Consider the following 24,665-nt stretch of genomic DNA (forward strand, 5'->3'; position numbering starts at 1 on the left):
CGGGCTTGCCCCGCGCTGGGTGGCGTAGCCGCCCCAATAAAACCACAGCGTTATATCAATTAGAACGCGGCGGTAGATTTTTGGGCGGCTACGCCACCCAGCGCGTTGCAAGCCCGCTCACTACAAACTTCAGACGACCAGGTCGTTCATCTCGCAATACTCTTCCCATTCGACACCCAGCACCTCGGCCGCCTCTTTGTGCAAGGCCAGCCGTGCCGCTTCGAACTCTTCCGGGGTCGAGGTGTACTTGAGGGTCAGCTCCCAAGGTTGGAGGCTCTGGCTCTCGGCCTCGTCCTCGAATGCCCACTGGATCTGGTCGCGCTGATCATCGGCGCTCAGGTCCTTGATCTCTTCTTTAAGCTGCGGCGTGTCCTCAAGGTACTTCTTGAGTGCTTCTTCGTGCCGAGCTTCCTGGGTCATTTCAGTCGTGGTCATGTCGTTCTCTTAGATCGAGGAATGGGGATGCATCTGGGTCATCAAGGTTGCGCAGATACAAAAGAGCGGGCGCAAATGCCAGCTCGTCTGGCCTTCAGAACCATTCTGGGATCAACGGAAAACAGTGCTGCCGATGTTGCCTTTTTGCCCGAGACAGGAATCGAACCTGCGACCTTCGCGTTACGAGTGCGCTGCTCTACCGGCTGAGCTACACGGGCGGTGGGCTAAAGCTAGCACCGCATCGGGAGTCCGGCAACTTGCCGCCGTCAGCGGGCAATCACGCCTTGAGCCCAAAAGCGTGGTTGCAGCATGTTGTCATGGCTGCTCAGGTACTGCTGCTGGGCTCGCGCGATGTGAGGGACGTCACGCACGGCGATAACGATCAACAGACCAACGGCCAGCAGCCCCAGGGTTTTCCAAGCGCCCCAGGCCAATGGCAGTTGGCCGGTTTGCGGGGTTCGCCAGACATGCAGCGCCATCAACCAGCCCACCACCAACGCCAGCCAGACCTGGGAGTTGGGCATCACGATCACGCCGTCGACCATGGACTGCACTAATGCACCGACCAACGCCGCAAACAGACAGAGCCGCAGCAGGTCTGCCCACTCGGTGCTCAGTGCGCGCTCACGCAATACACCGAGCGTGGCCCAACCTGCGCGCCATGCCAACACGGCGACGCACAACGCGGATGGCACACCCCACTCACTGGCCCATTGCAAAATGGCCTGATGAGGGTGAGCGGCGATACTGTTGGCGATATCGGCGAACTGCATTGGCCCGAACCCCAGCAAAGGCCGTTCGACGAGCATATGCCAGGCCTGCCACCAAATCGGACCACGTCCCGACAACGTGGTTGTGAGGCGATCGCTGGCGGCATTGGCGATTTCGATCCCCAGGTAATCCGCCAACACCTTGAACACCAGCCAATACAACAACAGTCCCCCCAGCATTGCGGCCAATTGCCAACCCAGCCAGCGCCGGCCCCATGGTCCTAGCACCGCCAGCACCACACTGGCCGCCCCCATGCCAAGCCAGGTGCCACGCGTGCCGCCCCCCACTGCAATCAGCCACCACGCGCACAGCAGCGCAAACACCGCGGCCTTGAGTGGGCGAGAAAGCGTGGGGATCAACAAAGGGAGCGCCAGCAGCGGCAAGGTAAGTGTCTGGAACTGGCCGTAGAAACGCTTGTTGGAAAAGCCAGACAGCAACAAGTCAGGATCCAGCGTCCGCTCCGCATTGATGAACGCCAGAGCACCGACGTAGGTGTATTGAATCGACTTGATCAGGCACAGCAGCACCACGAACACAATCAAGGCGCGATCCAAAGACTGACCGCCCTGACGCCGCGCCAAGGCAAATGCTACGGCAATCGCGCCGCAGCTGATGAACAATGCCACTTCGACAAGTGCCCACAGCGGCTGGTGAGCTCGCATTGACGACACCAGCCCCAACCCGATGATGAGCATCAGGCCCAAGGCTGTGGGCCGGTCAACCAGCCGTTCAACGCGGGCGACCGACAGCCCATAAAGCACCGCGCAAGCCCCGATGGCAATCTGCATCACCCGCTGCAGATCATGCCCACTGAAGGGAGCACAGATCCCGACAACCAGCAGGCACACCACCGCCACCAGAAAAATACTGCCACGCTGCTCTAGGGATAACACCATCGGCCACCTCAACTTCCCTGTGGAGGGTTTAGCAGTTAAGCGCCGTCGGCGCCGCAGCCTTTGGCGACATATTTTGCGTCAGCGGTGGTGGTGCATTTCCAACCGGTGGTGGCATCGCGCGTCAGGCTGATGGTCTTGCCCAGCACCGGTGCCGGCGCATCAATTAGTTCGCAACTGATCGAGCCTGCGCCCGTGGCAACGTCCCCAGCCACGCCAATCTTGCAGTTGGCTGTCGGGCTGGTGCCGCCGATCAATGCCAGCGTAGGAACCGTGCCCTGGTTGAGGGTGTCTTCATACCCTGGCTTCAACGCGGTGATTTCAGCCAGGCCGGCGGTGAATTTGGCCTTGGCCTGGTGGGTGGTGTACATGGGCAGGCCGATGGTGGCCAAAATGCCGATGATTGCCACGACGATCAACAACTCGATCAGGGTAAAACCTTTTTGACGTATCACATTCACTCTCCAGGATAGAACTCATGACAAGGCGCGTCCTGCGCCCCGTGTTGTGCAGCGGCGCCAGTGTACTCATGCGCAGCCGCTCAATCGCGTACAAGTCGCACATTCTGACATTTTATCCTGCTGCACCTGCCAGCCCGAATCCGTCACCTGACTAAGCTATAAATCTTCGACGACCTCTGTGCGGAACGGTGACATGGACGACGCTTTAACGCTGTACGCCTGGGAAGGCATCAATCGCAAAGGACGCAGGGTGTGCGGGCAAACCACGGGGCACAATCTTGCCTGGGTCAGGGCCCAGTTGCGCCAACAGGGCATCAGCCCAGGGCATGTGCGCAAGAAATCCTCCGTTCTACGGGGACTCACACCGCCGATCAAATCGACGGATATCACCCTGCTCACTCGCCAACTGGCGACGCTGCTGAAGGCCGGGATTCCCCTGCTGCAAGCCTTCGACATCATCGGCGAAGGCTTCGACAACCGCGCTGTGCGTGAGCTGGTGCAAGGACTGAAACAAGCGATTGCCTCCGGCTCCAGCCTGTCCGACGCCTTGCGCAAAAAGCCGCGCTGCTTCGATGAGCTGTTTTGCAACCTGGTGGCCGCCGGCGAACAGGCCGGTGCACTGGAAACCCTGCTGGAGCGCGTGGCGATTCATCGGGAAAAGAGTGAGCAGTTAAGGGCCAGGATCAAAAAAGCCATGACCTATCCGATCGCGGTGCTGGCGGTGGCCTGTCTTGTCACTGGCGTTTTGTTGATCCACGTTGTGCCGCAATTCCAGAATCTGTTTGCCGGCGTCGACGGCACGCTGCCCGGCTTTACCTTGCAGGTGATCGCCCTGTCCGAGTTCATGCAGAAGGCCTGGTGGGGCGTAGCGCTTGGCGTTCTCGCGGGAGGCGTGGGATTGCGCCACGCCTATCGCGCCGTCCCTGCTTTTCGACGCTGGCTGGACGCCGGTTTGTTGAAAACTCCACTCGCAGGCAAACTGCTGAAAAAATCGGCCGTGGCCCGCTACGCACGCACACTGTCCACGACCTTCGCAGCGGGTGTTCCATTGGCTCAGGCATTGGACTCAGTGGCCGGCGCCGTCGGTTCAGGGCCGTTCAAACAGGCAATCGAGCATATGCGACAGGACGTATCCACCGGCATGGCATTAAATCAATCCATGGTCGCCAGCGGTCTGTTTCCTCGTATGGCAATCCAGATGACTGCCATCGGCGAGGAGTCAGGCACACTGGACCGCATGCTGGAAAAGGTCGCCAACCATTACGAGGCCGACGTGGACAACCTGGTCGACAACCTCACCAGCCTGATGGAGCCGCTGATCATGGTGATCCTGGGAAGCATTGTCGGTGCGCTGGTAATCGCCATGTACTTGCCGGTCTTCCAGCTGGGGAGCGCGTTTTGAGCCTGTTACTGGCTGCGCATCCGTGGGCTTTTGTCGTGATGGCGGGTGTACTGGGGCTGATCGTCGGCAGTTTCCTTAACGTGCTGGTATGGCGCCTGCCAAAAATGCTCGAACGGGAATGGCGCGCCCAGGCCCATGAAGTGCTCGGTCTACCCGCCGATCCCGCTGGGCCGACCTACAACCTGATGCACCCCAATTCCTGCTGCCCGCACTGCAACCATCCGATACGTCCGTGGGAAAATATCCCACTGCTCAGCTACCTGTTCCTGCGAGGTCGCTGTGCCCATTGCCAAGGTGCCATCAGTGCCCGCTATCCGCTTACTGAACTGGCGTGTGGACTGATCTCGGCCTGGGTCGCCTGGCATTTCGGCTTTGGCTGGCAGGCGGGCGCAGTGCTGGTGCTGAGCTGGGGTTTATTGGCGATGAGCCTGATCGATGCCGACCATCAACTGTTGCCGGATGTGCTGGTGATGCCACTGCTGTGGCTGGGGCTGATCGTCAACGGGTTCGGCCTGCTGACGACATTGCCCGACGCCCTGTGGGGCGCGGTGTTCGGGTACATGAGCCTGTGGAGCGTGTTCTGGTTGTTCAAGCTGGCTACCGGCAAGGACGGTATGGGCCACGGCGACTTCAAGTTACTCGCACTGCTCGGTGCCTGGGGCGGCTGGCAGATCCTGCCGATGACGCTGTTGATGTCGTCGTTGGTCGGCGTGTTCGTCGGCTTGATCCTGATGCGCCTGCGCAAGGCCCAGGCGTCGGCACCGATGCCGTTTGGTCCGTATCTGGCAATTGCCGGCTGGATTGCATTGCTCTGGGGTGGTCAAATAACCGACTTCTATTTGCAGTCTGTCGGTTTCAGATGACCACCTCTGTTGCAACACCCTGGATTCTCGGCCTCACCGGCGGCATCGGCAGCGGCAAAAGCGCGGCGGCGCAGCACTTTATCGACCTGGGTATCGATTTGGTGGACGCCGATCACGCCGCCCGCTGGGTGGTCGAGCCTGGCCGCCCGGCATTGGCGCGCATCGCTGAGCACTTTGGTGCCGGCGTGCTGCAACCTGACGGCCAGCTGGATCGCGCCGCCTTGCGCACGCTGATCTTTGAAGTCCCCGAAGAGCGCCGCTGGCTCGAAGCCCTGCTGCATCCGTTGATCGCTGAAGAAATTCGCAGCCACCTGGCACGGGCAACGTCGCCTTATGCGATTCTGGTGTCGCCACTGCTGATCGAGTCGGGCCAGTACAGCATGACCCAGCGCATCCTGGTGATCGACGTGCCGCAATCGCTGCAGATTCAGCGTACCCTGCAGCGCGACGGCATCAACGAACAGCAGGTGCAGGCGATTCTCAAGGCGCAGTCCAGCCGTGAAGACCGCCTGAAACATGCCGATGACGTACTGGCCAATGACCAGGACCTTGCCTGGCTGCACAGCGAGGTCGAGCGACTGCACCACTTTTACCTTACTTTGCGTGGAGGCCGATCATGAGCCAACCCTTGACCGTCGACTGCCCAACCTGCGGCGCACCCGTGGAATGGAAAGCGACCAACCTCAACCGGCCGTTCTGCTCGGACCGCTGCAAACTCATTGACCTGGGCGCCTGGGCCGCTGAGGAACACAAGATCCCCGTGGCCCCGGATGCCGAAGACGAGCTGTTTTCCGAAGACCTGCCGCCACGCCACTAAGGGCGCATAAAGGCGTATTCCTGCTGGTCGTCGAGGTTCTCTGCAAGGTATTGCAGCTCGTCGGCCAGGTCTTCGAAACTGCGCACTCCCTTGCTCTGCTGCACCACTGCGCTGAGCATGGCGCGCAGGGTCAGGCCTGGGTCAAAACCGATTTCCTGTGCCGCATCCTGGCTTCTGCGCAACTCCTGCCGCGCCCACTCGTACACACTCATGTTTCATGCTCCTGAAAAATTCTGCAAAGCATGGGCCTGGCTGCGTGCGCTGGATTTGATCTGGGTCAACGCTGCGAATCGTCATCCTTCCAAGGTGCCGAGAGGTAGCGCGTGCGATTGAAGGTCTCCAGCCATTCCGGGCAAAACACCACCAAGGCGCTGATGACCATGCCGTTGATAAAGGCTTCGGGGAAAATGATCAGCCACAGGTAGCCGATGAAATCTTCCAGCCATTCCGGCATGGCGAAACGACCGTCGAACCAGAGCAGCCCAAGCCCGAACAGCAGGCAAAGCAGCGCCGACAGAGCAGCTGCGAAAAAACCGGAACAGAAGATATACACAAAGGGATTGCGCGGTTGCGCTCGCTCCACCAGCAACGCGCAGGCCTCGGTGACCAGCACCGGCAGCCCGATCAGCAACAGGCCGTTGATGCCAAGGGCGGCCAAGTCCTGGCGACCCAACACCATCAAGCCCACCTGGGCGGCAAAGCCGCCGACGATGGCGAGGGGCCAATCCAGCAGCAGGGTCACGGCGGTCATGCCAATGAAGTGGTAGGACACGCCGGTATCAAAATCCCGCCGCACCAGCCACAGCATGAACAACGCGAAGACGGTGCCGAACAGCAAATGTTGGCGTCGACGGTCGGCAAACAATTCGACCCAAGGTGACCGTATGACCGCCCATAGCACGACGGGCGCATATAACAGCCAGCCGACGCCCAGGGTCGTCGGAGCCAGCATCGCGGCACTGATCACGGCAGCACGCTCCATGTTGGAAAATCAGTCGGATTGTCAGTCTACACCGACGTTTTATAGCGGGACTTCCTGCGGTCATCATTTGAGCGCTAAGCTGCTAGCTATGGATGACTCAGATTACTTGCGCCTGCTCACCGTAGCAGCCGAACAAGCCAACGCGTTCCTGTCCAATGCCCGCAAATGGGAGCGTGAGCGTTGGGTCTGCCAGCGCCTGCTGCAAGGCTTGAACGTGCCCTACCGAGCCGAAGAGTTTCATGCCGCCGGGCAAGAGCCGCCGGACGTACTGTTTCGCGATGCCAGCTTCGAGGTGTTTTTCGTACTGGATGAGGGCCGCCGCCTGAACGACGAATGGCGCGACGAGTTGCTGCGTCGGCGCAGCGCCTTCTCCCTGAGCCAATTGGTGCGGCGCGAAGCCAAGCCGCGGCGCATTCCGGCCCACGAATTTTTATTGCGCCTGGCACCTACACTGCGCAAGAAGGCGCATAACTATAAAGAACGCGGGATGGACCTGGGGGAGCTGGATATCGTCGCCTTCACCAGCCTCAAGCGCGAAGTACTCGACCTCAACAGTCATTTTCCGCCGCCGACCGAATACCTGCGCCAGGGCTGGCGCTCGTTGTCGCTGGTGGGGCCGACCTTTGCACGGGTTTTGTTCGCTCACCCCGACGCACCGGATTTCTTGCGCAACAACCTGGGCCGCAGCATAGTGTTCGATGTGGGCATCAGCCTCTGATCCCCCGGACTGTAACGTGGCGCCCTTTTGCAACGTCTACCTGACGAGGCCTTTATGACCAGCCGCCTGAACCCCGATGACCAACAGCATGTCGAAGAGTACCTGCAACTCTCCCAAAACCGAGTCGAGCGCAAGCCTTTCCGGCCGTGGCTGCTCCTGGGTGTGGTGCTTGTTGTGGTGATCGGCCTGGGCTTGCTGAGCCGACTTTTGAGTTACCTGACGCTATGAGCTGCCTGGCGCTCGCGGGGGTAACTGCTCCGATTTCTTTTAGCCTTGCGAGATATCCCCATGACCCATCGTATTATTATCGTCGGCGGCGGCGCCGGCGGCCTGGAGTTGGCTACCCGCCTGGGTAAGACTCTGGGCAAGCGCGGCACCGCCAGCATCACGCTGGTAGACGCCAACCTGACCCACATCTGGAAGCCCCTGCTGCATGAAGTGGCCGCCGGTTCGCTGAATTCTTCGGAAGACGAACTCAATTATGTCGCCCAAGCCAAATGGAACCACTTCGAGTTCCAACTGGGGCGCATGAGCGGGCTTGACCGTGAACAGAAGAAAATCCAGCTGGCCGCCACTCTCGACGAAGAAGGTCGTGAGCTGGTGCCCGCACGCGTGCTGGGCTACGACAGCCTGGTGATTGCAGTTGGCAGCACCACCAATGACTTCGGTACCGAAGGCGCGGCGCAACACTGCCTGTTCCTCGACACCCGCAAGCAGGCCGAGCGCTTCCACCAGCAATTGCTCAACCACTACCTGCGCGCCCATGCCGGGCAGACGGATGTGGTGGAAAAGATCAGCGTCGCCATCGTCGGCGCGGGGGCAACCGGGGTCGAGTTGGCCGCCGAACTGCACAACGCCGCCCATGAGCTGGCCGCCTACGGCCTGGACCGCATCAAGCCGGAAAACATGCACATCACCCTGATCGAAGCCGGCCCACGGGTGCTGCCAGCCCTGCCGGAGCGTATCGGCGGGCCTGTGCATAAAACCCTGGAGAAACTTGGGGTGACCGTGCTGACCAATTCGGCGGTCAGTGAAGTGACGGCCGATGCGCTGATCACCAGCAGTGGCCAGGTGATTCCCGCCAGCCTCAAGGTCTGGGCCGCCGGGATTCGCGCGCCAGGTTTCCTCAAGGACATCGACGGCCTGGAAACCAACCGCATCAATCAATTGCAGGTTTTGCCGACGCTGCAAACCACCCGCGACGAGAACATTTTTGCCTTCGGCGACTGCGCCGCCTGCCCGCAACCGGGCACCGACCGCAACGTGCCGCCACGGGCCCAGGCGGCTCACCAGCAGGCCTCGTTGCTGGCCAAGTCGCTGAAGCTGCGCATCGAAGGCAAGGACCTGCCGAGCTACAAGTACACCGACTATGGCTCGCTGATCTCGCTGTCGCGCTTCTCGGCGGTGGGTAACTTGATGGGCAACCTCACCGGCAGTGTGATGCTCGAAGGCTGGCTGGCGCGGATGTTCTATGTGTCGCTGTACCGCATGCACCAGATGGCGCTGTATGGGTTCTTCCGTACGGCGATGTTGATGCTGGGGAGCAAGATTGGGCGTGGCACCGAGCCGCGTCTTAAATTGCATTAACACCACAGCCCCTCAGGAGCTCAATCAACGCGGGAGGGGGCTTGCCCCCCGATTGCAGTGTGTCAGTCGGCAAATCAGTGACTGGTCCACCGCCATCGGGGGCAAGCCCCCTCCCACATTTTGATTTCCAGTGTTCTTGAGTTTTAAGCGCACAAAAAAAATCCCCGTATCTTTCGATACGAGGATTTTTAATATGGTCGGGGTAAGGGGATTCGAACTCCTGACATCCTGCTCCCAAAGCAGGCGCGCTACCGGACTGCGCTATACCCCGGTAAAAAAAAGGCGACCTTTCAGTCGCCTTCTTCGATCAGCGCTTTTGGCCTCTGATCTTAAGATTCGATTCCAGCGTTAACTGGTCTCAAAAATGGTGGGTCGTGTGGGATTCGAACCTACGACCAATTGGTTAAAAGCCAACTGCTCTACCAACTGAGCTAACGACCCAAATATGGTCGGGGTAGGGGGATTCGAACTCCCGACATCCTGCTCCCAAAGCAGGCGCGCTACCGGACTGCGCTATACCCCGATATTGAAATTGGCTCCGTGACCAGGACTCGAACCTGGGACCCAATGATTAACAGTCATTTGCTCTACCGACTGAGCTATCACGGAACTACATATTTCAAAGCACTACGTTGTTGCTTACTACCTTCTCTTCGACTTGTCCGTATCGCTACGTTCATGTCTCTGAGGCGCGCTATTCTACAATCTTAAAAACCCCTGTCAACCCTTTAAATTGCTTTTAAGACAATGATTTGCGCTTGTTTCTGATTTCTTCTTGGGGAGAAGAAACCCGTGGGCTGACGTTGCTGCGGGGCGCACTTTACAAGCCTTTGCCTTACAGTTCAACGCCCTATCGAAAAAAAAAGGCCCCGCAATGCGGGGCCTTCTCTTAATACCCAACAGACGGGGATCAGTGGAAGACAATTTCGTCGTTTTCCACCGTCGCCTCGACGCTGGTGCCCGGCATGAAGCTGCCGGACAGGATCAGCTGGGCCAGCGGGTTCTCGATCCAGCGCTGGATCGCACGTTTCAGAGGCCGTGCGCCATACACCGGGTCGTAACCAACCGCGATCAGCTTGTCTAACGCCTCGCCGCTCAACACCAGGTCCAGCTCGCGTTCTGCCAGGCGACCACGCAGGCGGCCCAACTGGATCTCAGTGATGCCGGCGATCTGATCCCGTGCCAGAGGCTCGAAGATCACCACTTCGTCGACCCGGTTGATGAACTCCGGACGGAAGTGGCTGGTCAGCGCATCCATCACGGCAGCGCGCTGGCCTTCACGATCACCCACCAACTCCTGGATCTGTGCCGAGCCCAGGTTGGAGGTCATCACGATCACCGTGTTGCGGAAGTCCACGGTACGCCCGTGGCTGTCCGTCAGGCGTCCATCTTCCAGCACTTGCAGCAGGATGTTGAACACATCCGGGTGCGCCTTCTCGACCTCATCCAGCAGGATCACCGAGTAAGGCTTGCGCCGCACGGCTTCGGTCAGGTAACCGCCCTCTTCGTAGCCCACATAGCCTGGTGGTGCACCGATCAAGCGAGCCACCGAGTGTTTCTCCATGAATTCGGACATATCGATCCGCACCATGGCCTCTTCGGTATCAAAGAGGAACTCGGCCAAGGCCTTGCACAGTTCGGTCTTACCCACACCGGTCGGGCCGAGGAACATGAACGAGCCGCTCGGACGGTTCGGGTCGGACAAACCGGCCCGCGAACGCCGTACCGCGTTGGACACCGCGACCACGGCCTCTTCCTGGCCAATCACACGTTGGTGCAACAGGCTTTCCATCTTCAGCAGCTTGTCGCGCTCGCCTTCGAGCATTTTCGACACCGGAATGCCGGTCCACTTCGAGACGACTTCGGCGATTTCTTCCTCGGTCACCTTGCTGCGCAGCAACTGGTTTTCAGGCTTGCCGTGCTGGTCGACCATCTGCAGGCTGCGCTCCAGGTCGGGGATCACCCCGTACTGCAACTCGGCCATGCGGTTCAGGTCGCCTTTACGGCGCGCGGCTTCCAGCTCCTGGCGGGACTGCTCGATCTTTTGCTGGATCTGCGCAGAGCCCTGCACTTCGGCTTTTTCCGAGGTCCAGATTTCTTCCAGGTCCGAATACTCGCGTTCCAGACGAACGATCTCTTCCTGGAGTTTTTCCAGGCGTTTTTTCGCCGCGTCGTCTTCTTCTTTCTTCAGGGCCTGGGACTCAACCTTCAGTTGAATCAGGCGCCGATCCAGACGGTCGAGCACTTCCGGCTTGGAGTCGATCTCCATGCGGATGCGGCTGGCCGCTTCGTCGATCAAGTCGATGGCCTTGTCAGGCAACTGACGATCAGTGATATAGCGGTGGCTCAATTTCGCCGCCGCAATGATCGCACCGTCAGTGATCGCCACCTTATGGTGGACCTCATAACGCTCTTTCAGGCCACGCAGGATCGCAATGGTGTCCTCTTCGCTCGGCTCTTCCACCAGCACTTTCTGGAAGCGACGCTCAAGGGCCGCGTCCTTTTCAATGTACTGGCGATATTCGTTGAGCGTCGTGGCACCGACGCAATGCAACTCGCCCCGCGCCAAGGCTGGCTTGAGCATGTTGCCCGCATCCATGGAGCCTTCGCCTTTACCGGCGCCGACCATGGTGTGCAGTTCGTCTATAAACAGAATGATCTGCCCTTCCTGCTTCGACAGTTCATTAAGCAGGGATTTCAGGCGTTCTTCGAACTCGCCACGGAACTTGGCGCCGGCAATCAGCGACCCCATGTCCAAGGACAGCAGGCGTTTGCCTTTGAGGCCGTCCGGCACTTCACCATTGATGATGCGCTGGGCCAGGCCCTCGGCAATCGCGGTTTTACCCACGCCAGGCTCACCGATCAGCACCGGGTTGTTCTTGGTGCGACGTTGCAGGACCTGGATGGTGCGACGGATTTCATCGTCACGGCCGATCACCGGGTCAAGCTTGCCTTCTTCAGCGCGCTTGGTCAGATCGACGGTGTATTTATCAAGGGCTTGGCGCGACTCCTCATGGTTGGGGTCGTTCACCGCGTCGCCGCCACGCAGGTTGTTGATGGCGTTTTCCAGGGCTTTCTTGCTCACGCCCTGGCCCAGCAACAACTTGCCGAGCTTGCTGTTTTCGTCCATGGCCGCGAGCAACACCAGTTCGCTGGAGATGAACTGGTCGCCCTTTTGCTGGGCCAGGCGGTCCGCTTGGTTAAGCAGGCGCGCCAAGTCCTGGGACATATTCACGTCGCCGGTCGGGTTTTGGATTTTCGGCAGTTGGTCGAGCTCTTTGCTCAACTCCTTGCGCAGGCTGTTGACGTCAAAGCCCACCTGCATCAGCAAGGGCTTGATAGAACCACCTTGCTGTTCCAGGAGTGCCTGCATCAAATGTGCAGGCTCGATGGCTGGGTGGTCGAGGCCCACCGCCAGGGATTGAGAGTCAGATAACGCCAACTGCAATTTGCTGGTTAAACGATCTATACGCATTAGTCACCTTCCTTTTGAGCAGGCCGGAGCTATAAAACATCCTGAATGAAGAAACCTGCCAGATACCCTTATAGATGGGGTGGATTCTGGGAGATTCAAGCTACGGACAGTTGACGCAGATCAGATGAGTCTAGCGTTCCAGCCAGATAAGGGAGGCAAACCGACCGGTGCGTGGGCTACGGCGGTAAGAAAAGAAGCGCGGGTCGGTCACGGTGCAGAACCCACCACCATAAACAGCAGTGACGCCACGTGCGGCCAGGCGCAAACGGGCCAGCTTATAGATGTCGGCCATGAACTTGCCGGGATTACGGCTGGGTACGAAGGCTTCGGCGGTGATCGGCAATTGCTGCATGAAGGCTTCACGCACTTCCGGGCCGACTTCAAAGGCTTGCGGGCCAATCGCCGGGCCAAGCCAGACCAGCACTTCAACCGGATCGGTATCCAGGCTTTCAAAGGCAGCTTCCAGCACGCCCGCCGCCAGGCCACGCCAACCGGCATGGGCTGCCGCCACACGGGTGCCGGCGCGGTTGCAGAACAACGCAGGCAGGCAATCGGCGGTCATGGAGGTGCAGGCAATGCCGGGGGTGCTGGTCCAACTGCCATCCGCTTCGACGGTGCGATTTGGGTCGGCTTCGACCACAGTCACACCATGAACCTGACGCAGCCAAGCCGGCTGAATATTGAAGGCATCGCTAAGACGACGGCGATTCTCAAGGACGGCCCCCAGGCTGTCCTCGACGTGATCGCCCAAGTTGAGGCTGTCGAACGGCGTCAGGCTGACGCCGCCCGCACGGGTGGTGACGCAGGCTTTGACCTGAGCCGGCGCAGGCCAGTCAGGAATCAGCCAGTCACTCATCCGATAAACGCCTCGCGATCCTGCTTGAGCAGCGACAGCAGCCAGACCAGATCGTCCGGCAGCGGCGATTCCCAGCTCATCCGTTTACCGCTCGTCGGATGGTCCAGCTCCAGGAAACGTGCATGCAAGGCCTGGCGCGGGAAGGTTTTCAACGATTCAACCATGGTCTGGCTGGCCGCAGGCGGAATACGGAAGCGACCGCCGTAGGCCGGATCTCCGACCAACGGGAAGTTGATGTGCGCCATGTGCACGCGAATCTGGTGGGTACGGCCGGTTTCCAGCTTGACCCGCACGTGGGTGTGGGAACGGAAACGCTCCAGCACACGATAATGGCTAACGGCCTGCTTGCCGCCTTCCATCACCGCCATACGCTGGCGCTGCTGGCCGTGGCGACCGATCGGGGCGTTGATCTTGCCACCCGCTACCACCACGCCGATCACGATGCACTCGTAGATCCGGCTGACGCTGCGGCTTTGCAATTGTGTGACCAACTGCGTCTGCGCCTGAATGGTCTTGGCCACCACCATCAAACCGGTGGTGTCCTTGTCCAGACGGTGCACGATGCCGCAGCGCGGGACATTGATGATGTCCGGCACGTGGTGCAGCAGGGCATTGAGCAAGGTGCCATCAGCGTGCCCGGCCGCCGGGTGAACCACCAGGCCTGCGGGTTTGTTGATGACCAGGATGTCGTCGTCTTCATAGACGATATCCAGCTCGATGTCCTGGGCGACCCATTCTCCCTGGGCTTCCTGCTCGGCAGTCAGCTCAAGAATCGCACCGCCATGGACTATGTCTCGCGGGCGGATAACCGCTCCATCCACAGTCAGGCGGCCGTCTTTGATCCAGGCGGAAAGGCGCGAGCGCGAGTGCTCAGCGAATAATTGTGCGGCGACTTGATCGAGGCGTTGGCCGCCCAATTCGGACGGCACCTCTGCGCGAAGTTCAATTTTATCGGACATGCTCAGACTAGGCGTGGCGTAGCCTTTGGTTTCGGCTGCGCGCTTGTGGTTAAATACGGCGTCTTTTGCCCCGAGGCTTTCAACGGGGCGCTCATCATAACAGGACGGCCCCGCCCAAGACAGCGGCCGTCATAGGGACGCAAGCCGCCATGCAAGTGAAACACCTGCTGCTGATCGCCATCCTCGCCATGACTGCTGCTTGCTCGTCAACAAAGGAAGTCGTCGACGAAAACCTGAGCGAAGTCGAGTTGTACCAACTGGCTCAGAAAGACTTGGACAATAATAGCTTCACCAGCGCCACAGCGAAGCTGAAGGCACTGGAGTCGCGTTATCCGTTCGGGCGCTATGCCGACCAGGCCCAGCTCGAGCTGATCTACGCCAACTACAAGAACGCCGAGCCGGAAGCTGCCAAGTCCGCCGCCGAGCGTTTCATCCGTCTGCATCCGCAGCACCCGAACGTCGACTACGCCTACTACATGAAGGGCCTGACCTCGTTCGACCAGGACGTCGGCCTGCTGGCGCGCTTCCTGCCGCTGGACATGACCAAGCGTGACCCGGGTGCTGCCCGCGACTCCTACAACGAGTTCGCCCAGTTGACCAGCCGCTACCCCAACAGCCGCTATGCACCGGATGCCAAGCAGCGCATGATCTACCTGCGCAACCTGCTGGCGTCCTACGAGATCCACGTGGCGCACTACTACCTGACCCGTCAGGCCTACGTAGCCGCCGCCAACCGTGGTCGTTATGTGGTAGAAAACTTCCAGGAAACCCCTTCTGTGGGTGACGGCCTGGCGGTGATGACCGAAGCTTACCAGCGTCTGCACCTGGACGAGCTGGCCAGCACCAGCCTGGAAACCCTGAAGCTCAACTACCCGGATCACCCAAGCCTGAAAGACGGCCAGTTCGTGCCTCAGGTTGCTGAAGCCGACAACCGTTCGTGGCTGAGCAAGTACACCCTGGGCCTGATCGAATCCCGTCCACCGCTGCCGCCGGGCGAAACCCGCGCCAACCAGGACGTGATCAAGCAGTACCAGGACGCCAAGGACGCCATTCCTTCGGAGCTCAAGCCGCATGACGAGAACGGCGACGTGATCGAAGAGGAAGAGCCGCAGGCCCTGGGCAACAACCAGGATCGTTCGTGGTTCAGCTACATGACCTTCGGTGTGTTCGACTGATTGCACCCGGCGTCATCAAGAAGGAGCCTTTCGAGGCTCCTTTTTTGTGGGTGATATTTATTGCGCTGTGCGCCTGGCACGTCCTTGGCTAAACTGGCGCATTCCTTGTCGAGAAACTGCCCATCATGCTTCGTCTATTGTTCTGGATTGCCGTCATTGCCGCCGCAGTATGGTTCTGGCGCAAATTCAAAAGCCCGGCCGCCAAGCAGCAACGTACCAGCGAGCCTGACGCTGCCCTGATGGTGCGCTGCGCCCACTGCGGTGTACACCTGCCACAGGATCGCGCCCTGAGCTCGCGCCAGGAGTGGTATTGCACCCAAGCGCATCTGGAACAAGGACCGAAGTCTATCCAGCGTTGATCCGACCTTCTGGCGCATAAGGCGCGGGGTCGATGATCGGCGTACGCGCCAGCAGCAAGTCGGAAAACAACTGGCAGGATGCCGGCGCAAGCACCAGGCCATTGCGATAATGGCCGCAGTTGAGCCATAAGCCTTTGAAGCCCGGCACTTGGCCAATATAGGGGATGCCTTCCGGTGAACCAGGGCGCAATCCGGCCCAGTGCCCAACCACCTCGGCGTCCGCCAACGCGGGAATCAACTCCAGCGCTGATGCCTTGAGGCTTTGCAGCGCCGTTTCGGTAGGGGTCTTGTCGAAGCCTTCATGCTCCAGGGTACTGCCGATCAAGATGTGCCCGTCACGCCGCGGGATCGCATAACGCCCCTTGGCCAGGACCATGCTCGACAGGAAGTCCGAGGCGCATTTGTACAGGATCATCTGGCCTTTGACCGGCTCGACCGGCAGCGACAGGCCCAAAGTACCCAGCAGTTCGCCGCTCCACGCGCCGGCCGCCAGTACGACCTGATCACCGAAGATCGGCCCATCAGCGGTATTCACACCCACGACATTGCCCGCATCCAGAACAAATCCGGTCACCTCACACTGCTCGTGGAGGGTCACGCCGGGCAACGCGAGCAGTGCCGCCTTGAGGGATTTGACCAGGCGCGGGTTGCGCACATTGGCGACGTCAGCCATGTAGACCGCGCTGGAGTACCCGCCGCCCAGCACCGGAACGGCATCATGGGCAGCCGAGACATCCACTTTGCTCAAGGGGCGGCCTTCTCGCGCAGCCCAGGCCAGGGCTTCGGCTTCGTCGTCCAGGTCCAGCCAGTACAGGCCCGTGGTATGCACCTCCGGGTCGACACCGGTCTGGGCAAACAGGCGCTGTGCCAACTGAGGATAAAAGTCTTGGGACCAATGGGCCAGTGCGGTGACGGCCGGGCTGTAGCGCCACGGATACAGCGGCGAGACAATGCCACCGCCCGCCCAGGAGGACTCCTGCCCCAACCCCGCGCGCTCCAGCAGCACCACGGCTTGCCCTTGGGTCGCCAGGTTGAACGCCGTCAACAAGCCGATGACCCCACCACCGACAATCACTACCTGCTGTTGCTCTGCCATCATTTGATCCAGCCGATAAATAGGAACACGCGCACTTGGCGCCCAGTCATCCAGCACCCTCATCATTGCCCCCAGCACAGCTTGCGCGACATTTCAGGTGCCGCGCCCGGATTGGTCCGCGCACCGGTACTGGCCAGGCTGAAGTCGCCGCAAGGATCGCCGGTCATCACCGAGCGGACGCCAGGCGTAGCCACCAGTTGGAAATCCTGAGGGTTCAATGCTGCGGTGATTCTATAGCGATCATTGCCCTCGCTGACGCCGCTTGCATCAATAAAAGTACCGTTCCTTGTATAAAAACGCTCCAGATGCTGAGCCTGATCGGTCAATAACGCGACGATTTCCACGCGATAGACTTTTTTCATATGGCTGGTGTAGCCGGGGTAAGCAACCCCGGCCAGCACCGCAATGATCGCCACGGCGATCAGTAACTCAATCAAGGTAAAGCCCTGGCTGTCCATGCCCATTTCAACGCTCCTTATTGAAGTTGCCGCCAGGCCACCCGCCGGAAACGCGAGCCGCCCTCCTCTTCTACATGCGCATAGACGCTCTCCAGCACCGTGCGCAATTGGCCGCTTAACCCGACAGCCGTCACTCGATACGCGTCGGCCACGGTGTGTGGTGGCAAATGCGCCAGCCCCACCGAGGGTCCCAGGGATTGAATGCCGTATAGACCGCCGTCCAGTGCAGCCCAAGTGATCCCCGAAACAGGGTCCAGCCCCGCCCCAACCACCGAATAGGCGGCGGCCGGAGGTGCGCAGGTGACAACCGACCGGCAAGGCGGCAGCATCGCAAATGATCGCTTTACGACTGACTCCCCACGCCGCAAGCCACTCTCGGCGCTTTGCAGCGACTGATTGCGGTGCCAGAGGCTAGCGGTGACCTTTTGCTGGCTCACCGCCCCTTGCTGGGATGACAGCCCGATCAGCGACAACAACAGCAACAACACCAGGCTGATCAGCAGCACCATGCCCGCCTGCCGCAGACGAATAGGCTCTTTAAGCATCATGGCCGCCCTACCCCAGCCGGTTTCGCAGCGCCGCCACGACGCTGTAGGTTTGATCCTTCACGCGTCCGGCTGGGTCTTGCAGCGTCATCAGGATGCGCACACTGCGTATCAAGGCAAGGTCCGCCGGACTCGCGTCGTAACGCGCCACCTCCGTCGACGATGGTTTGGCAGCCACGCCAAAGCTGATATCGAAAGCCTGCACGTTATCCACCAGCACGGCCTTGGCAGGCGCCGCAGGCGTACTGACTCTCAATTGGCCGGCTTCGAAGGTGTAGGTGATCTGGCGCAGCGCAAAACGGATCTGTCCGGGGGCAGGCGCTGGCGCACTGCCAACATAAGCCTGGGCGGTCCCCGTGCAGTCGGACAATACGGTCCAGTCAGGCTTGCCACTTTCCAGTCCGACATCAGTTGTCACCAGCAACAGCGACTTCGCCCCCGCCTCGGCCTTCCAACTGACAGGCTGATCAAAAGCGGGTGGAGCATTGTCGATAGACGCCGTGGCCAAACAGCCAAACATGCCCGCCTGGCGAATATCCTGGGTCATCTTGCCCAGTAAGAACCGTGCATCGTCCTGCAGCAACATGGCGGCCTGCTGGCTGGCGTGAGTGGCTCTGGAACTGATCAGCACTTGGGTGACCCCAAGCACCACTACTAGGCCCATGGCCAACGCCAGTAGCAACTCCACCAGGCTGAATCCCCTAACGCTCCATTTCATTGCGCGCCCCTCGACTCATCATCGATGCGGCTGGTCAGGGTGAATGTTTCCCGGGCACCCGGTCTGTTTGCGCCCCGGCTATCGTCCCAACTGATGCTGACCGTCACCTCGCCCGCACTGACCGACACCGAGCCTTTGGCGGTCGCCCCGGCAAAACCGAGGATATTGGCATCGAAATCATGCAAATCCAGGTCGCGCACGCTGGTGGACGCACTGCTGACAGGAGCACGCTCGGCTCGCCCCCAGGAGTAGTCGACAGCGGAATTGGCGCGGATTCGGTCAAGCATGTCGTAGGCAATGAAACTCGCCTGGCTGGTCATCCTGGAACTGTCTGTGTACTTGAGCGCATTGAGCTGGATCACCGCCGCACCCAGCAGGCCCATGGCGAGAATCAACACTGCAACCAGCACCTCGATCAGCGTCATGCCGATTTGGCGCCTAGAAAAATCCTCGGGGAAACCGCTGTTGGGGCAAGCAAGCATTACCGTCGTCATCCGTGTCGAGGTCCGAAAAAAGCAGGAGAAATCTGCTGTACGGCCCAAGACTAGCGTCGGTTTTTCGCTCGCGCTGCTCCCGGAACAAAGGGAAATACTTTGGACATGAAGGCCATCATTCGGCGCAACGTACTGGGCGCTATACCTAGTGCTTCACCTGAATCCAAGGACGGACGATACATGCGCCAACAAGGCTTCACCCTGATCGAACTGCTGCTCGGGCTGATCGTGAGCGGCATCCTGGCCAGCCTGGCCACCCCCAGCTTCAAGGGTTTGCTGGAATCACAGCAGCGACAGGGCGTCGCGCAATCCTTGGCCGCAGGCCTGCGCTACGCCCGGACTGAAGCCATCGCCCGTAACCAACCAGTGGTCATTCATGCGCGGGAAGACGACTGGAGCCAGGGCTGGCGGGTCATTGTGGATGTGAGCGGACGCGGCTATCTGGATGACGACAACCCAGTACTGCTGGAGCACCAGGACAATGGCGGCGTGGCGATCGTTGGCAATGGGCCTGTCAAGAATCAGGTGCGCTTCAGCGGACTAGGCGAACCGGTGTTTTCAGGAGGAGGTTTTCGCGCTGGCACCGTGCACGTATGCGCCACAGATCAGGCGCAGAGCCTGTATCAGGTCGTACTGGCGCCCAGCGGGCGCATCAGCCTGCGCAGCGAGCGTGCCGAGCAGGCGTTGTGCCGGAGCTACTCCGGCACACAGGTACTCAGAGCAGCGAGCGAACCCGCAGCTCCTTGGGCATGGAGAAGGTGATGTTCTCTTCACGGCCAGCCAGCTCATCGGCACCAGTGGCGCCCCAGGCATGCAACTGCTGGATAACGCCGCGCACTAGCACTTCCGGGGCCGAAGCGCCCGCCGTGATACCGATACGCTCGACGCCATCGAACCAGCTGCGTTGCATATCTTCGGCGCCATCGATCAGGTACGCCGGCGTTGCCATGCGTTCAGCCAACTCACGCAGGCGGTTGGAGTTTGAGCTGTTAGGGCTGCCGACAACCAAAACCACATCGCATTCATCGGCCAGTTGCTTGACCGCATCCTGCCGGTTTTGAGTGGCGTAGCAGATGTCGTCCTTGCGTGGACCGCCAATCGCCGGGAAGCGGCTGCGCAGCGCGTCGATCACGCGGCTGGTGTCGTCCATGGACAAGGTGGTCTGGGTCACGAATGCCAGGCGCTCGGGGTTGTGCACCTGCAGGCTGGCAACATCTTTTTCGTCTTCCACCAGGTAAATCGCCCCGCCATTGCTGGCGTCATACTGGCCCATGGTGCCTTCGACTTCCGGGTGGCCGGCATGGCCAATCAGGATGCACTCTCGACCGTCACGGCTGTAGCGCGCCACTTCGATATGCACCTTGGTGACCAGCGGGCAGGTGGCATCGAAGACTTTGAGGCCACGGCCAGCCGCTTCGGTACGCACGGCCTGGGAAACACCGTGGGCGCTGAAGATGACAATGACGTCGTCCGGCACCTGGTCCAACTCTTCGACAAAGATGGCGCCGCGCGCGCGCAGGTCTTCGACCACGAATTTGTTGTGGACGACTTCATGACGCACGTAAATCGGCGGCCCGAAGACTTCCAGGGCGCGGTTGACGATTTCGATCGCCCGGTCCACGCCGGCGCAGAAGCCACGGGGGTTGGCGAGTTTGATTTGCATGCTGTGCCTCGTGTCTTGCTCGGCAAGAAATTGGATCTTGTGGGAGCTGGCTTGCCTGCGATGCTGACACCTCGGTGCATCAGGTACACCAGGATGATGCTATCGCAGGCAAGCCAGCTCCCACACAAGCCAGCGCCCGCAGGCGCCGGTTTTGTCAGTCAGATCGCTTTAACGTCGATGATTTCAACGTCGAACGTCAAGGTTTTACCGGCCAACGGGTGGTTGAAGTCGATGGTCACTTGCGCGTCATCGAAGGTTTTTACCACACCAGGCAGTTCGGTATTCGCCGCATCGTTGAAGATCACCAACAAGCCTTCCGACAGGTCCATGTCCTGGAACTGCGAACGCGGGATGATCTGCACGTTTTGCGGGTTGGGCTGGCCAAAGGCGTTTTCCGGCAGGATCTGCAGGGTGCGCTTGTCGCCAGCCTTGAAGCCAAACAGGGCCGCTTCGAAACCCGGCAGCAGGTTGCCATCGCCGACCTTGAAGGTGGCCGGGGCTTTGTCGAACGTGCTGTCGACCGTATCGCCATTCTCCAGGCGCAGTGCGAAATGCAAGGTGACTTCCGTGTTCTGGCCGATGCGTTGCTCAGCCAATACCTGATCAGTCATTGACGGTCTCTCCGGTTTTCTTACTTTTGAACATGTCCAACGCCAGCATGATTGCACCGACGGTGATGGCGCTGTCGGCAAAGTTGAACGCCGGGAAGTACCAGCGGTTCTGCCAATGCACCAGGATAAAGTCGATCACATGGCCGAGGGCAATGCGGTCGTAAAGATTGCCCAGCGCACCGCCTAATACCAGCGCCAAGGCGATCGCCAGCCAGGTGTCATCACGGCCAAGACGCTTGAGCCACACCACCAGTACCGCACTGACGACCACGGCGATCAAGGCGAACAGCCAGCGCTGCCAGCCGCCGCTATCCGCCAAAAAGCTGAAAGCGGCGCCGGTGTTGTAGGCCAGGGTCCAGCTGAAGTAATCCGGGATCACCACGATCTGCTGGAACATCTGCAGGGAGCCTTCGAAATGAGCCTTGCTGACCTGGTCGATGACCAGGACCAGCAGACTCAGTACGAGCCAGCCCAGACGTCCGAAACGACTGGTATCAGGCATAGTGGCGAACCTCACCAGCACCCGAGATGTTGTCGACGCAGCGACCACAGATTTCCGGATGCTCAGGGTTCACGCCGACGTCTTCACGGCAGTGCCAGCAACGGGCGCACTTAGGGAAGGCCGACTTGACCACTTTGAGCTTGAGGCCCGGCACTTCGGTGGCGACCGCGTCCGCCGGGGCCTGGGCGAATGGCGCCAGGCTCGCGGTAGAGGTGATCAGCACGAAGCGCAGTTCGTTGCTCAGCTTGGCCAGGTCGGCGGTCAGGCCTTCCTCGGCAAACAGGGTGACTTCGGCTTGCAGGTTGCCACCGACGGCCTTGGCCGCACGCTGCACTTCCAGCTCCTTGTTCACCGCAACCTTCACGGCCATCACGCCTTCCCAGTACTCGCGGCCCAGTTCGAAGTCGGCCGGCAGTTCGGTCAGGCCTTCGTACCAGGTGTTGAGCATCACGGACTCGTTGCGCTCGCCCGGCAGGTATTCCCACAGTTCGTCGGCGGTGAAGGCCAGGATCGGCGCGATCCAGCGCACCAGCGCTTCGGAGATGTGGAACAGCGCGGTCTGCGCCGAGCGGCGCGCCTTGCTGTTGGCGCCGGTGGTGTACTGGCGGTCCTTGATGATGTCGAGGTAGAAACCACCCAGCTCCTGCACGCAGAAGTTGTGGATCTTCGAGTACACGTTCCAGAAGCGGTACTCACCGTAGTTTTCCTGCAACTCGCGTTGCAGCAACAGGGTACGGTCCACGGCCCAACGGTCGAGGGCGAGCATGTCCTCAGCCGCCAGGATGTCGGTGGCCGGGTTGAAGCCGGTCAGGTTCGACAGCAGGAAACGTGCGGTATTGCGGATACGGCGGTAGGCATCGGCGCTGCGGGCCAGGATCTGGTCCGACACGGCGATTTCGCCCGAATAGTCGGTCGACGCAACCCACAGACGCATGATGTCGGCGCCCAGGGTGTCGTTGATCTTCTTCGGCTCGATCACGTTCTTCAGCGACTTGGACATTTTGCGGCCCGTCTCGTCGACGGTAAAACCGTGTGTCAGCAGTTCGCGGTACGGCGCGTGGTTGTCGATGGCGCAACCGGTCAGCAACGACGAGTGGAACCAGCCACGGTGTTGGTCGGAGCCTTCCAGGTACAGGTCAGCACGCGGGCCGGTTTCGTGACCCATCGGGTGCGAGCCGCGCAGCACGTGCCAGTGAGTGGTGCCGGAGTCGAACCACACGTCAAGGGTGTCGCTGATCTTGTCGTACTGCGGCGCTTCGTCGCCCAGCAGTTCGGCGGCGTCCAGCTTGAACCAGGCTTCGATGCCTTCCTGTTCAACGCGTTGGGCCACTTGTTCCATCAGTTCGACGGTACGTGGGTGCAGCTCGCCGCTTTCCTTGTTCAGGAAGAACGGGATCGGCACGCCCCAGTTACGCTGGCGGGAGATGCACCAGTCCGGACGGTTGGCGATCATCGAGTGCAGGCGCGCCTGGCCCCAGGCCGGGACGAACTGGGTGTCTTCGATGGCTTTGAGCGAGCGGACACGCAGCGTGTCGCCGCTGGTTGGCTCTTTGTCCATGCCGATGAACCACTGCGCGGTGGCGCGGTAGATCAGCGGGGTCTTGTGGCGCCAGCAGTGCATGTAGCTGTGCTGGATGGTTGCGGTTTGCATCAGCGCACCGACTTCGCGCAGCTTTTCGATGATCGGCTGATCGGCCTTGAAGATGAACTGGCCGCCGAAGAACTCCAGCGACGGCACGTAAACACCGTTGCTTTGCACCGGGTTGATGATGTCGTCGTTGACCAGGCCGTACTTCTTGCAGATCACAAAGTCGTCTACGCCATAGGCAGGCGAGCAGTGAACGATACCGGTGCCCGAACCCAGTTCAACGTAGTCAGCCAGGTACACCGGCGACAGACGGTCATAGAACGGGTGGCGGAAGTTGATCAGTTCCAGCGCGGAGCCGGTGGTGGTGGCGATGACCGAACCTTGCAGCTCGTAGCGGGCCAGGCAGGCCTCGACCATCTCCTCAGCCAGCACCAGCAGGCGGTCACCGACGTCCACCAGGGCGTAGGTGAATTCCGGGTGCACGTTCAGCGCCTGGTTGGCCGGGATGGTCCACGGGGTGGTGGTCCAGATCACGATGGCGGCTGGCTTGGCCAGCGAAGACAGGCCAAAGGCCTCGGCCAGCTTGGCGTCGTCGGCAATCGGGAAGGCCACGTCGATGGTCGAGGACTTCTTGTCTTCGTATTCGACTTCCGCTTCAGCCAGGGCCGAACCACAGTCGAAGCACCAGTTCACGGGCTTGAGGCCCTTGAACACGAAACCGCCCTTGACGATTTCGGCCAAGGCACGGATTTCCCCGGCCTCGTTCTTGAAGTTCATGGTCTTGTAGGGGTTGTCCCACTCGCCCAGCACGCCCAGGCGGATGAATTCGGACTTCTGCCCTTCAATCTGCTCGGAGGCGTAGGCACGGCACAGTTCGCGGGTTTTATCCGCGCCCAGGTTCTTGCCGTAGGTCACTTCGACTTTGTGTTCGATCGGCAGGCCGTGGCAGTCCCAACCCGGCACGTACGGCGCGTCGAAGCCCGACAGGGTTTTCGAGCGCAGGATCATGTCCTTGAGAATCTTGTTCAGCGCATGACCGATATGAATCGTGCCGTTGGCATAAGGAGGGCCGTCGTGCAGGACGAATTTCGGACGATCCTTGCCAATTTCGCGCAACTTTCCGTACAGGCCAATACTGTCCCAGCGCTGCAGGATCTGCGGTTCGCGCTGTGGCAGGCCGGCCTTCATTGGGAAGGCGGTGTCCGGAAGGTTTAGCGTGGCTTTATAGTCGGTCATT

27 protein-coding genes and 5 tRNA genes are annotated in these 24,665 nt (G+C 60.3%); 10 read left to right on the forward strand and 22 right to left on the reverse strand.

Translation table 11 applies throughout. The features are described from left to right. Window positions 1–129: 129 nt before the first annotated feature. The 4 genes from WH299_RS16370 to WH299_RS16385 form a co-directional block, all read right to left on the reverse strand. On the reverse strand, window positions 130–435 hold the full coding sequence (locus WH299_RS16370; RefSeq protein WP_122723694.1) for a DUF6388 family protein: 306 nt from the start codon (window positions 433–435) through the stop codon (window positions 130–132). Window positions 436–580: 145 nt separating this feature from the next. Further along, a tRNA-Thr gene (locus WH299_RS16375) sits at window positions 581–653 on the reverse strand. 48 nt (window positions 654–701) lie between these two features. Beyond that, window positions 702–2,102: an O-antigen ligase family protein gene (locus WH299_RS16380; protein WP_339550791.1), complete on the reverse strand. Its 1,401-nt coding sequence runs from the start codon at window positions 2,100–2,102 to the stop codon at window positions 702–704. Window positions 2,103–2,137: 35 nt separating this feature from the next. Continuing rightward, window positions 2,138–2,551 (reverse strand): pilin, encoded by a 414-nt coding sequence (locus WH299_RS16385; RefSeq protein WP_122724563.1) that lies wholly within the window; start codon window positions 2,549–2,551, stop codon window positions 2,138–2,140. A gap of 202 nt (window positions 2,552–2,753) precedes the next feature. On the opposite strand from WH299_RS16385, the gene WH299_RS16390 reads away from it, so the two are divergent. Genes WH299_RS16390 through yacG form a run of 4 tightly spaced genes read left to right on the forward strand, consistent with a single transcriptional unit; the run spans window position 2,754 to window position 5,642 of the window. Further along, a complete protein-coding gene (locus WH299_RS16390; RefSeq protein WP_122723692.1) occupies window positions 2,754–3,962 on the forward strand; it encodes a type II secretion system F family protein in 1,209 nt (402 codons plus the stop codon). Further along, window positions 3,959–4,825, forward strand: coding sequence for a prepilin peptidase (locus WH299_RS16395; protein ID WP_323623495.1), 867 nt, complete (start codon window positions 3,959–3,961; stop codon window positions 4,823–4,825). The genes WH299_RS16390 and WH299_RS16395 overlap by 4 nt, the downstream gene beginning before the upstream one ends. Then, window positions 4,822–5,445 (forward strand): dephospho-CoA kinase, encoded by a 624-nt coding sequence (coaE, locus tag WH299_RS16400; RefSeq protein WP_323623496.1) that lies wholly within the window; start codon window positions 4,822–4,824, stop codon window positions 5,443–5,445. The genes WH299_RS16395 and coaE overlap by 4 nt, the downstream gene beginning before the upstream one ends. After that, window positions 5,442–5,642, forward strand: coding sequence for a DNA gyrase inhibitor YacG (yacG, locus tag WH299_RS16405; protein WP_003188437.1), 201 nt, complete (start codon window positions 5,442–5,444; stop codon window positions 5,640–5,642). The genes coaE and yacG overlap by 4 nt, the downstream gene beginning before the upstream one ends. On the opposite strand, the gene WH299_RS16410 is transcribed toward yacG, so the two are convergent. After that, the gene (locus WH299_RS16410) at window positions 5,639–5,854 is read right to left on the reverse strand and encodes a hypothetical protein (protein WP_003171680.1); all 216 of its coding nucleotides are present in this window, start codon (window positions 5,852–5,854) and stop codon (window positions 5,639–5,641) included. The genes yacG and WH299_RS16410 overlap by 4 nt on opposite strands. 65 nt (window positions 5,855–5,919) lie before the next feature. Continuing rightward, a complete protein-coding gene (locus WH299_RS16415) occupies window positions 5,920–6,609 on the reverse strand; it encodes an energy-coupling factor ABC transporter permease (protein ID WP_122724561.1) in 690 nt (229 codons plus the stop codon). A 103-nt stretch (window positions 6,610–6,712) separates the two neighbouring features. Here WH299_RS16415 and WH299_RS16420 point away from each other — a divergent pair, with 103 nt between their 5' ends. From WH299_RS16420 to WH299_RS16430, 3 genes are read left to right on the forward strand one after another with little or no spacing between them, the layout of a single operon-like run. Further along, on the forward strand, window positions 6,713–7,342 hold the full coding sequence (locus WH299_RS16420) for a DUF1780 domain-containing protein (protein ID WP_010213242.1): 630 nt from the start codon (window positions 6,713–6,715) through the stop codon (window positions 7,340–7,342). A gap of 54 nt (window positions 7,343–7,396) precedes the next feature. Further along, complete coding sequence (locus WH299_RS16425) at window positions 7,397–7,570, forward strand: DUF3094 family protein (RefSeq protein ID WP_016976295.1); 174 nt, start codon at window positions 7,397–7,399, stop codon at window positions 7,568–7,570. Between the two features lie 60 nt (window positions 7,571–7,630). Then, window positions 7,631–8,929: an NAD(P)/FAD-dependent oxidoreductase gene (locus WH299_RS16430; protein ID WP_016976296.1), complete on the forward strand. Its 1,299-nt coding sequence runs from the start codon at window positions 7,631–7,633 to the stop codon at window positions 8,927–8,929. Window positions 8,930–9,123: 194 nt separating this feature from the next. Here the strand turns inward: WH299_RS16430 and WH299_RS16435 are convergent. The 7 genes from WH299_RS16435 to rluD all read right to left on the reverse strand — a co-directional run bounded on the left by WH299_RS16435 (window position 9,124) and on the right by rluD (window position 14,219). After that, window positions 9,124–9,200, reverse strand: a tRNA-Pro gene (locus WH299_RS16435). A gap of 94 nt (window positions 9,201–9,294) precedes the next feature. Continuing rightward, a tRNA-Lys gene (locus WH299_RS16440) sits at window positions 9,295–9,370 on the reverse strand. A gap of 5 nt (window positions 9,371–9,375) precedes the next feature. Continuing rightward, window positions 9,376–9,452 (reverse strand) — tRNA-Pro (locus WH299_RS16445). Window positions 9,453–9,462: 10 nt separating this feature from the next. Beyond that, a tRNA-Asn gene (locus WH299_RS16450) sits at window positions 9,463–9,538 on the reverse strand. Window positions 9,539–9,839: 301 nt separating this feature from the next. Further along, window positions 9,840–12,404 (reverse strand): ATP-dependent chaperone ClpB, encoded by a 2,565-nt coding sequence (clpB, locus tag WH299_RS16455; RefSeq protein ID WP_028618789.1) that lies wholly within the window; start codon window positions 12,402–12,404, stop codon window positions 9,840–9,842. Between the two features lie 130 nt (window positions 12,405–12,534). Beyond that, the gene (gene pgeF, locus WH299_RS16460; protein WP_339550797.1) at window positions 12,535–13,260 is read right to left on the reverse strand and encodes a peptidoglycan editing factor PgeF; all 726 of its coding nucleotides are present in this window, start codon (window positions 13,258–13,260) and stop codon (window positions 12,535–12,537) included. Further along, the gene (rluD, locus tag WH299_RS16465; protein WP_016976299.1) at window positions 13,257–14,219 is read right to left on the reverse strand and encodes a 23S rRNA pseudouridine(1911/1915/1917) synthase RluD; all 963 of its coding nucleotides are present in this window, start codon (window positions 14,217–14,219) and stop codon (window positions 13,257–13,259) included. Before rluD ends, pgeF begins: the two co-directional genes overlap by 4 nt. A 149-nt stretch (window positions 14,220–14,368) precedes the next feature. On the opposite strand from rluD, the gene WH299_RS16470 reads away from it, so the two are divergent. Together WH299_RS16470 and WH299_RS16475 are read left to right on the forward strand one after the other, a co-directional pair. After that, window positions 14,369–15,394 (forward strand): outer membrane protein assembly factor BamD, encoded by a 1,026-nt coding sequence (locus tag WH299_RS16470; protein ID WP_028618787.1) that lies wholly within the window; start codon window positions 14,369–14,371, stop codon window positions 15,392–15,394. A 125-nt stretch (window positions 15,395–15,519) separates the two neighbouring features. Next, window positions 15,520–15,753, forward strand: a complete 234-nt coding sequence (locus tag WH299_RS16475; protein WP_028618786.1) for a PP0621 family protein — start codon at window positions 15,520–15,522, stop codon at window positions 15,751–15,753. Here the strand turns inward: WH299_RS16475 and thiO are convergent. From thiO to pilV, 5 genes are all read right to left on the reverse strand, one after another. After that, window positions 15,740–16,849 carry a glycine oxidase ThiO gene (thiO, locus tag WH299_RS16480; RefSeq protein ID WP_339550798.1) on the reverse strand — a complete coding sequence of 370 codons (1,110 nt, stop codon included), beginning with the start codon at window positions 16,847–16,849 and terminating at the stop codon, window positions 15,740–15,742. The two genes, WH299_RS16475 and thiO, sit on opposite strands and share 14 nt — an antisense overlap. A 62-nt stretch (window positions 16,850–16,911) precedes the next feature. Continuing rightward, window positions 16,912–17,313, reverse strand: a complete 402-nt coding sequence (locus tag WH299_RS16485; RefSeq protein ID WP_339550799.1) for a type IV pilin protein — start codon at window positions 17,311–17,313, stop codon at window positions 16,912–16,914. An 11-nt stretch (window positions 17,314–17,324) separates the two neighbouring features. Next, the gene (locus WH299_RS16490) at window positions 17,325–17,855 is read right to left on the reverse strand and encodes a pilus assembly PilX family protein (RefSeq protein WP_339550801.1); all 531 of its coding nucleotides are present in this window, start codon (window positions 17,853–17,855) and stop codon (window positions 17,325–17,327) included. A gap of 7 nt (window positions 17,856–17,862) precedes the next feature. Further along, window positions 17,863–18,570 carry a PilW family protein gene (locus WH299_RS16495; RefSeq protein ID WP_126570454.1) on the reverse strand — a complete coding sequence of 236 codons (708 nt, stop codon included), beginning with the start codon at window positions 18,568–18,570 and terminating at the stop codon, window positions 17,863–17,865. Beyond that, on the reverse strand, window positions 18,567–19,052 hold the full coding sequence (pilV, locus tag WH299_RS16500) for a type IV pilus modification protein PilV (protein WP_339550803.1): 486 nt from the start codon (window positions 19,050–19,052) through the stop codon (window positions 18,567–18,569). Before pilV ends, WH299_RS16495 begins: the two co-directional genes overlap by 4 nt. 192 nt (window positions 19,053–19,244) lie before the next feature. Between pilV and WH299_RS16505 the strand changes: the two genes are divergently transcribed. Continuing rightward, window positions 19,245–19,826 carry a GspH/FimT family pseudopilin gene (locus tag WH299_RS16505; RefSeq protein ID WP_122723682.1) on the forward strand — a complete coding sequence of 194 codons (582 nt, stop codon included), beginning with the start codon at window positions 19,245–19,247 and terminating at the stop codon, window positions 19,824–19,826. Here the strand turns inward: WH299_RS16505 and ispH are convergent. The 4 genes from ispH to ileS all read right to left on the reverse strand — a co-directional run bounded on the left by ispH (window position 19,780) and on the right by ileS (window position 24,664). Next, window positions 19,780–20,727: a 4-hydroxy-3-methylbut-2-enyl diphosphate reductase gene (gene ispH / locus WH299_RS16510; protein ID WP_016976308.1), complete on the reverse strand. Its 948-nt coding sequence runs from the start codon at window positions 20,725–20,727 to the stop codon at window positions 19,780–19,782. The genes WH299_RS16505 and ispH overlap by 47 nt on opposite strands. Before the next feature lie 158 nt (window positions 20,728–20,885). Further along, the gene (fkpB, locus tag WH299_RS16515) at window positions 20,886–21,323 is read right to left on the reverse strand and encodes an FKBP-type peptidyl-prolyl cis-trans isomerase (RefSeq protein WP_173390393.1); all 438 of its coding nucleotides are present in this window, start codon (window positions 21,321–21,323) and stop codon (window positions 20,886–20,888) included. A 7-nt stretch (window positions 21,324–21,330) separates the two neighbouring features. Next, window positions 21,331–21,840, reverse strand: coding sequence for a signal peptidase II (lspA, locus tag WH299_RS16520; protein ID WP_028618779.1), 510 nt, complete (start codon window positions 21,838–21,840; stop codon window positions 21,331–21,333). After that, window positions 21,833–24,664: an isoleucine--tRNA ligase gene (gene ileS / locus WH299_RS16525; protein WP_123478081.1), complete on the reverse strand. Its 2,832-nt coding sequence runs from the start codon at window positions 24,662–24,664 to the stop codon at window positions 21,833–21,835. The genes lspA and ileS overlap by 8 nt, the downstream gene beginning before the upstream one ends. Window position 24,665: the final 1 nt, after the last annotated feature.

This window comes from Pseudomonas sp. MYb541, assembly GCF_037479595.1.
GTDB classification, from domain to species: Bacteria; Pseudomonadota; Gammaproteobacteria; order Pseudomonadales; family Pseudomonadaceae; genus Aquipseudomonas; species Aquipseudomonas canadensis.

Excerpts from the sequence above, each read along its gene's own strand:
- WH299_RS16370 (WP_122723694.1), bottom strand. The coding sequence starts at position 435 with ATGACCACGACTGAAATGACCCAGGAAGCTCGGCACGAAGAAGCACTC.
- WH299_RS16380 (WP_339550791.1), bottom strand. The coding sequence starts at position 2,102 with ATGGTGTTATCCCTAGAGCAGCGTGGCAGTATTTTTCTGGTGGCGGTG.
- WH299_RS16390 (WP_122723692.1), top strand. The coding sequence starts at position 2,754 with ATGGACGACGCTTTAACGCTGTACGCCTGGGAAGGCATCAATCGCAAA.
- coaE (WP_323623496.1), top strand. The coding sequence starts at position 4,822 with ATGACCACCTCTGTTGCAACACCCTGGATTCTCGGCCTCACCGGCGGC.
- yacG (WP_003188437.1), top strand. The coding sequence starts at position 5,442 with ATGAGCCAACCCTTGACCGTCGACTGCCCAACCTGCGGCGCACCCGTG.
- WH299_RS16410 (WP_003171680.1), bottom strand. The coding sequence starts at position 5,854 with ATGAGTGTGTACGAGTGGGCGCGGCAGGAGTTGCGCAGAAGCCAGGAT.
- WH299_RS16420 (WP_010213242.1), top strand. The coding sequence starts at position 6,713 with ATGGATGACTCAGATTACTTGCGCCTGCTCACCGTAGCAGCCGAACAA.
- WH299_RS16425 (WP_016976295.1), top strand. The coding sequence starts at position 7,397 with ATGACCAGCCGCCTGAACCCCGATGACCAACAGCATGTCGAAGAGTAC.
- WH299_RS16430 (WP_016976296.1), top strand. The coding sequence starts at position 7,631 with ATGACCCATCGTATTATTATCGTCGGCGGCGGCGCCGGCGGCCTGGAG.
- clpB (WP_028618789.1), bottom strand. The coding sequence starts at position 12,404 with ATGCGTATAGATCGTTTAACCAGCAAATTGCAGTTGGCGTTATCTGAC.
- pgeF (WP_339550797.1), bottom strand. The coding sequence starts at position 13,260 with ATGAGTGACTGGCTGATTCCTGACTGGCCTGCGCCGGCTCAGGTCAAA.
- rluD (WP_016976299.1), bottom strand. The coding sequence starts at position 14,219 with ATGTCCGATAAAATTGAACTTCGCGCAGAGGTGCCGTCCGAATTGGGC.
- WH299_RS16470 (WP_028618787.1), top strand. The coding sequence starts at position 14,369 with ATGCAAGTGAAACACCTGCTGCTGATCGCCATCCTCGCCATGACTGCT.
- WH299_RS16475 (WP_028618786.1), top strand. The coding sequence starts at position 15,520 with ATGCTTCGTCTATTGTTCTGGATTGCCGTCATTGCCGCCGCAGTATGG.
- thiO (WP_339550798.1), bottom strand. The coding sequence starts at position 16,849 with ATGGCAGAGCAACAGCAGGTAGTGATTGTCGGTGGTGGGGTCATCGGC.
- WH299_RS16485 (WP_339550799.1), bottom strand. The coding sequence starts at position 17,313 with ATGGGCATGGACAGCCAGGGCTTTACCTTGATTGAGTTACTGATCGCC.
- WH299_RS16490 (WP_339550801.1), bottom strand. The coding sequence starts at position 17,855 with ATGATGCTTAAAGAGCCTATTCGTCTGCGGCAGGCGGGCATGGTGCTG.
- WH299_RS16495 (WP_126570454.1), bottom strand. The coding sequence starts at position 18,570 with ATGAAATGGAGCGTTAGGGGATTCAGCCTGGTGGAGTTGCTACTGGCG.
- pilV (WP_339550803.1), bottom strand. The coding sequence starts at position 19,052 with ATGCTTGCTTGCCCCAACAGCGGTTTCCCCGAGGATTTTTCTAGGCGC.
- WH299_RS16505 (WP_122723682.1), top strand. The coding sequence starts at position 19,245 with ATGCGCCAACAAGGCTTCACCCTGATCGAACTGCTGCTCGGGCTGATC.
- ispH (WP_016976308.1), bottom strand. The coding sequence starts at position 20,727 with ATGCAAATCAAACTCGCCAACCCCCGTGGCTTCTGCGCCGGCGTGGAC.
- lspA (WP_028618779.1), bottom strand. The coding sequence starts at position 21,840 with ATGCCTGATACCAGTCGTTTCGGACGTCTGGGCTGGCTCGTACTGAGT.
- ileS (WP_123478081.1), bottom strand. The coding sequence starts at position 24,664 with ATGACCGACTATAAAGCCACGCTAAACCTTCCGGACACCGCCTTCCCA.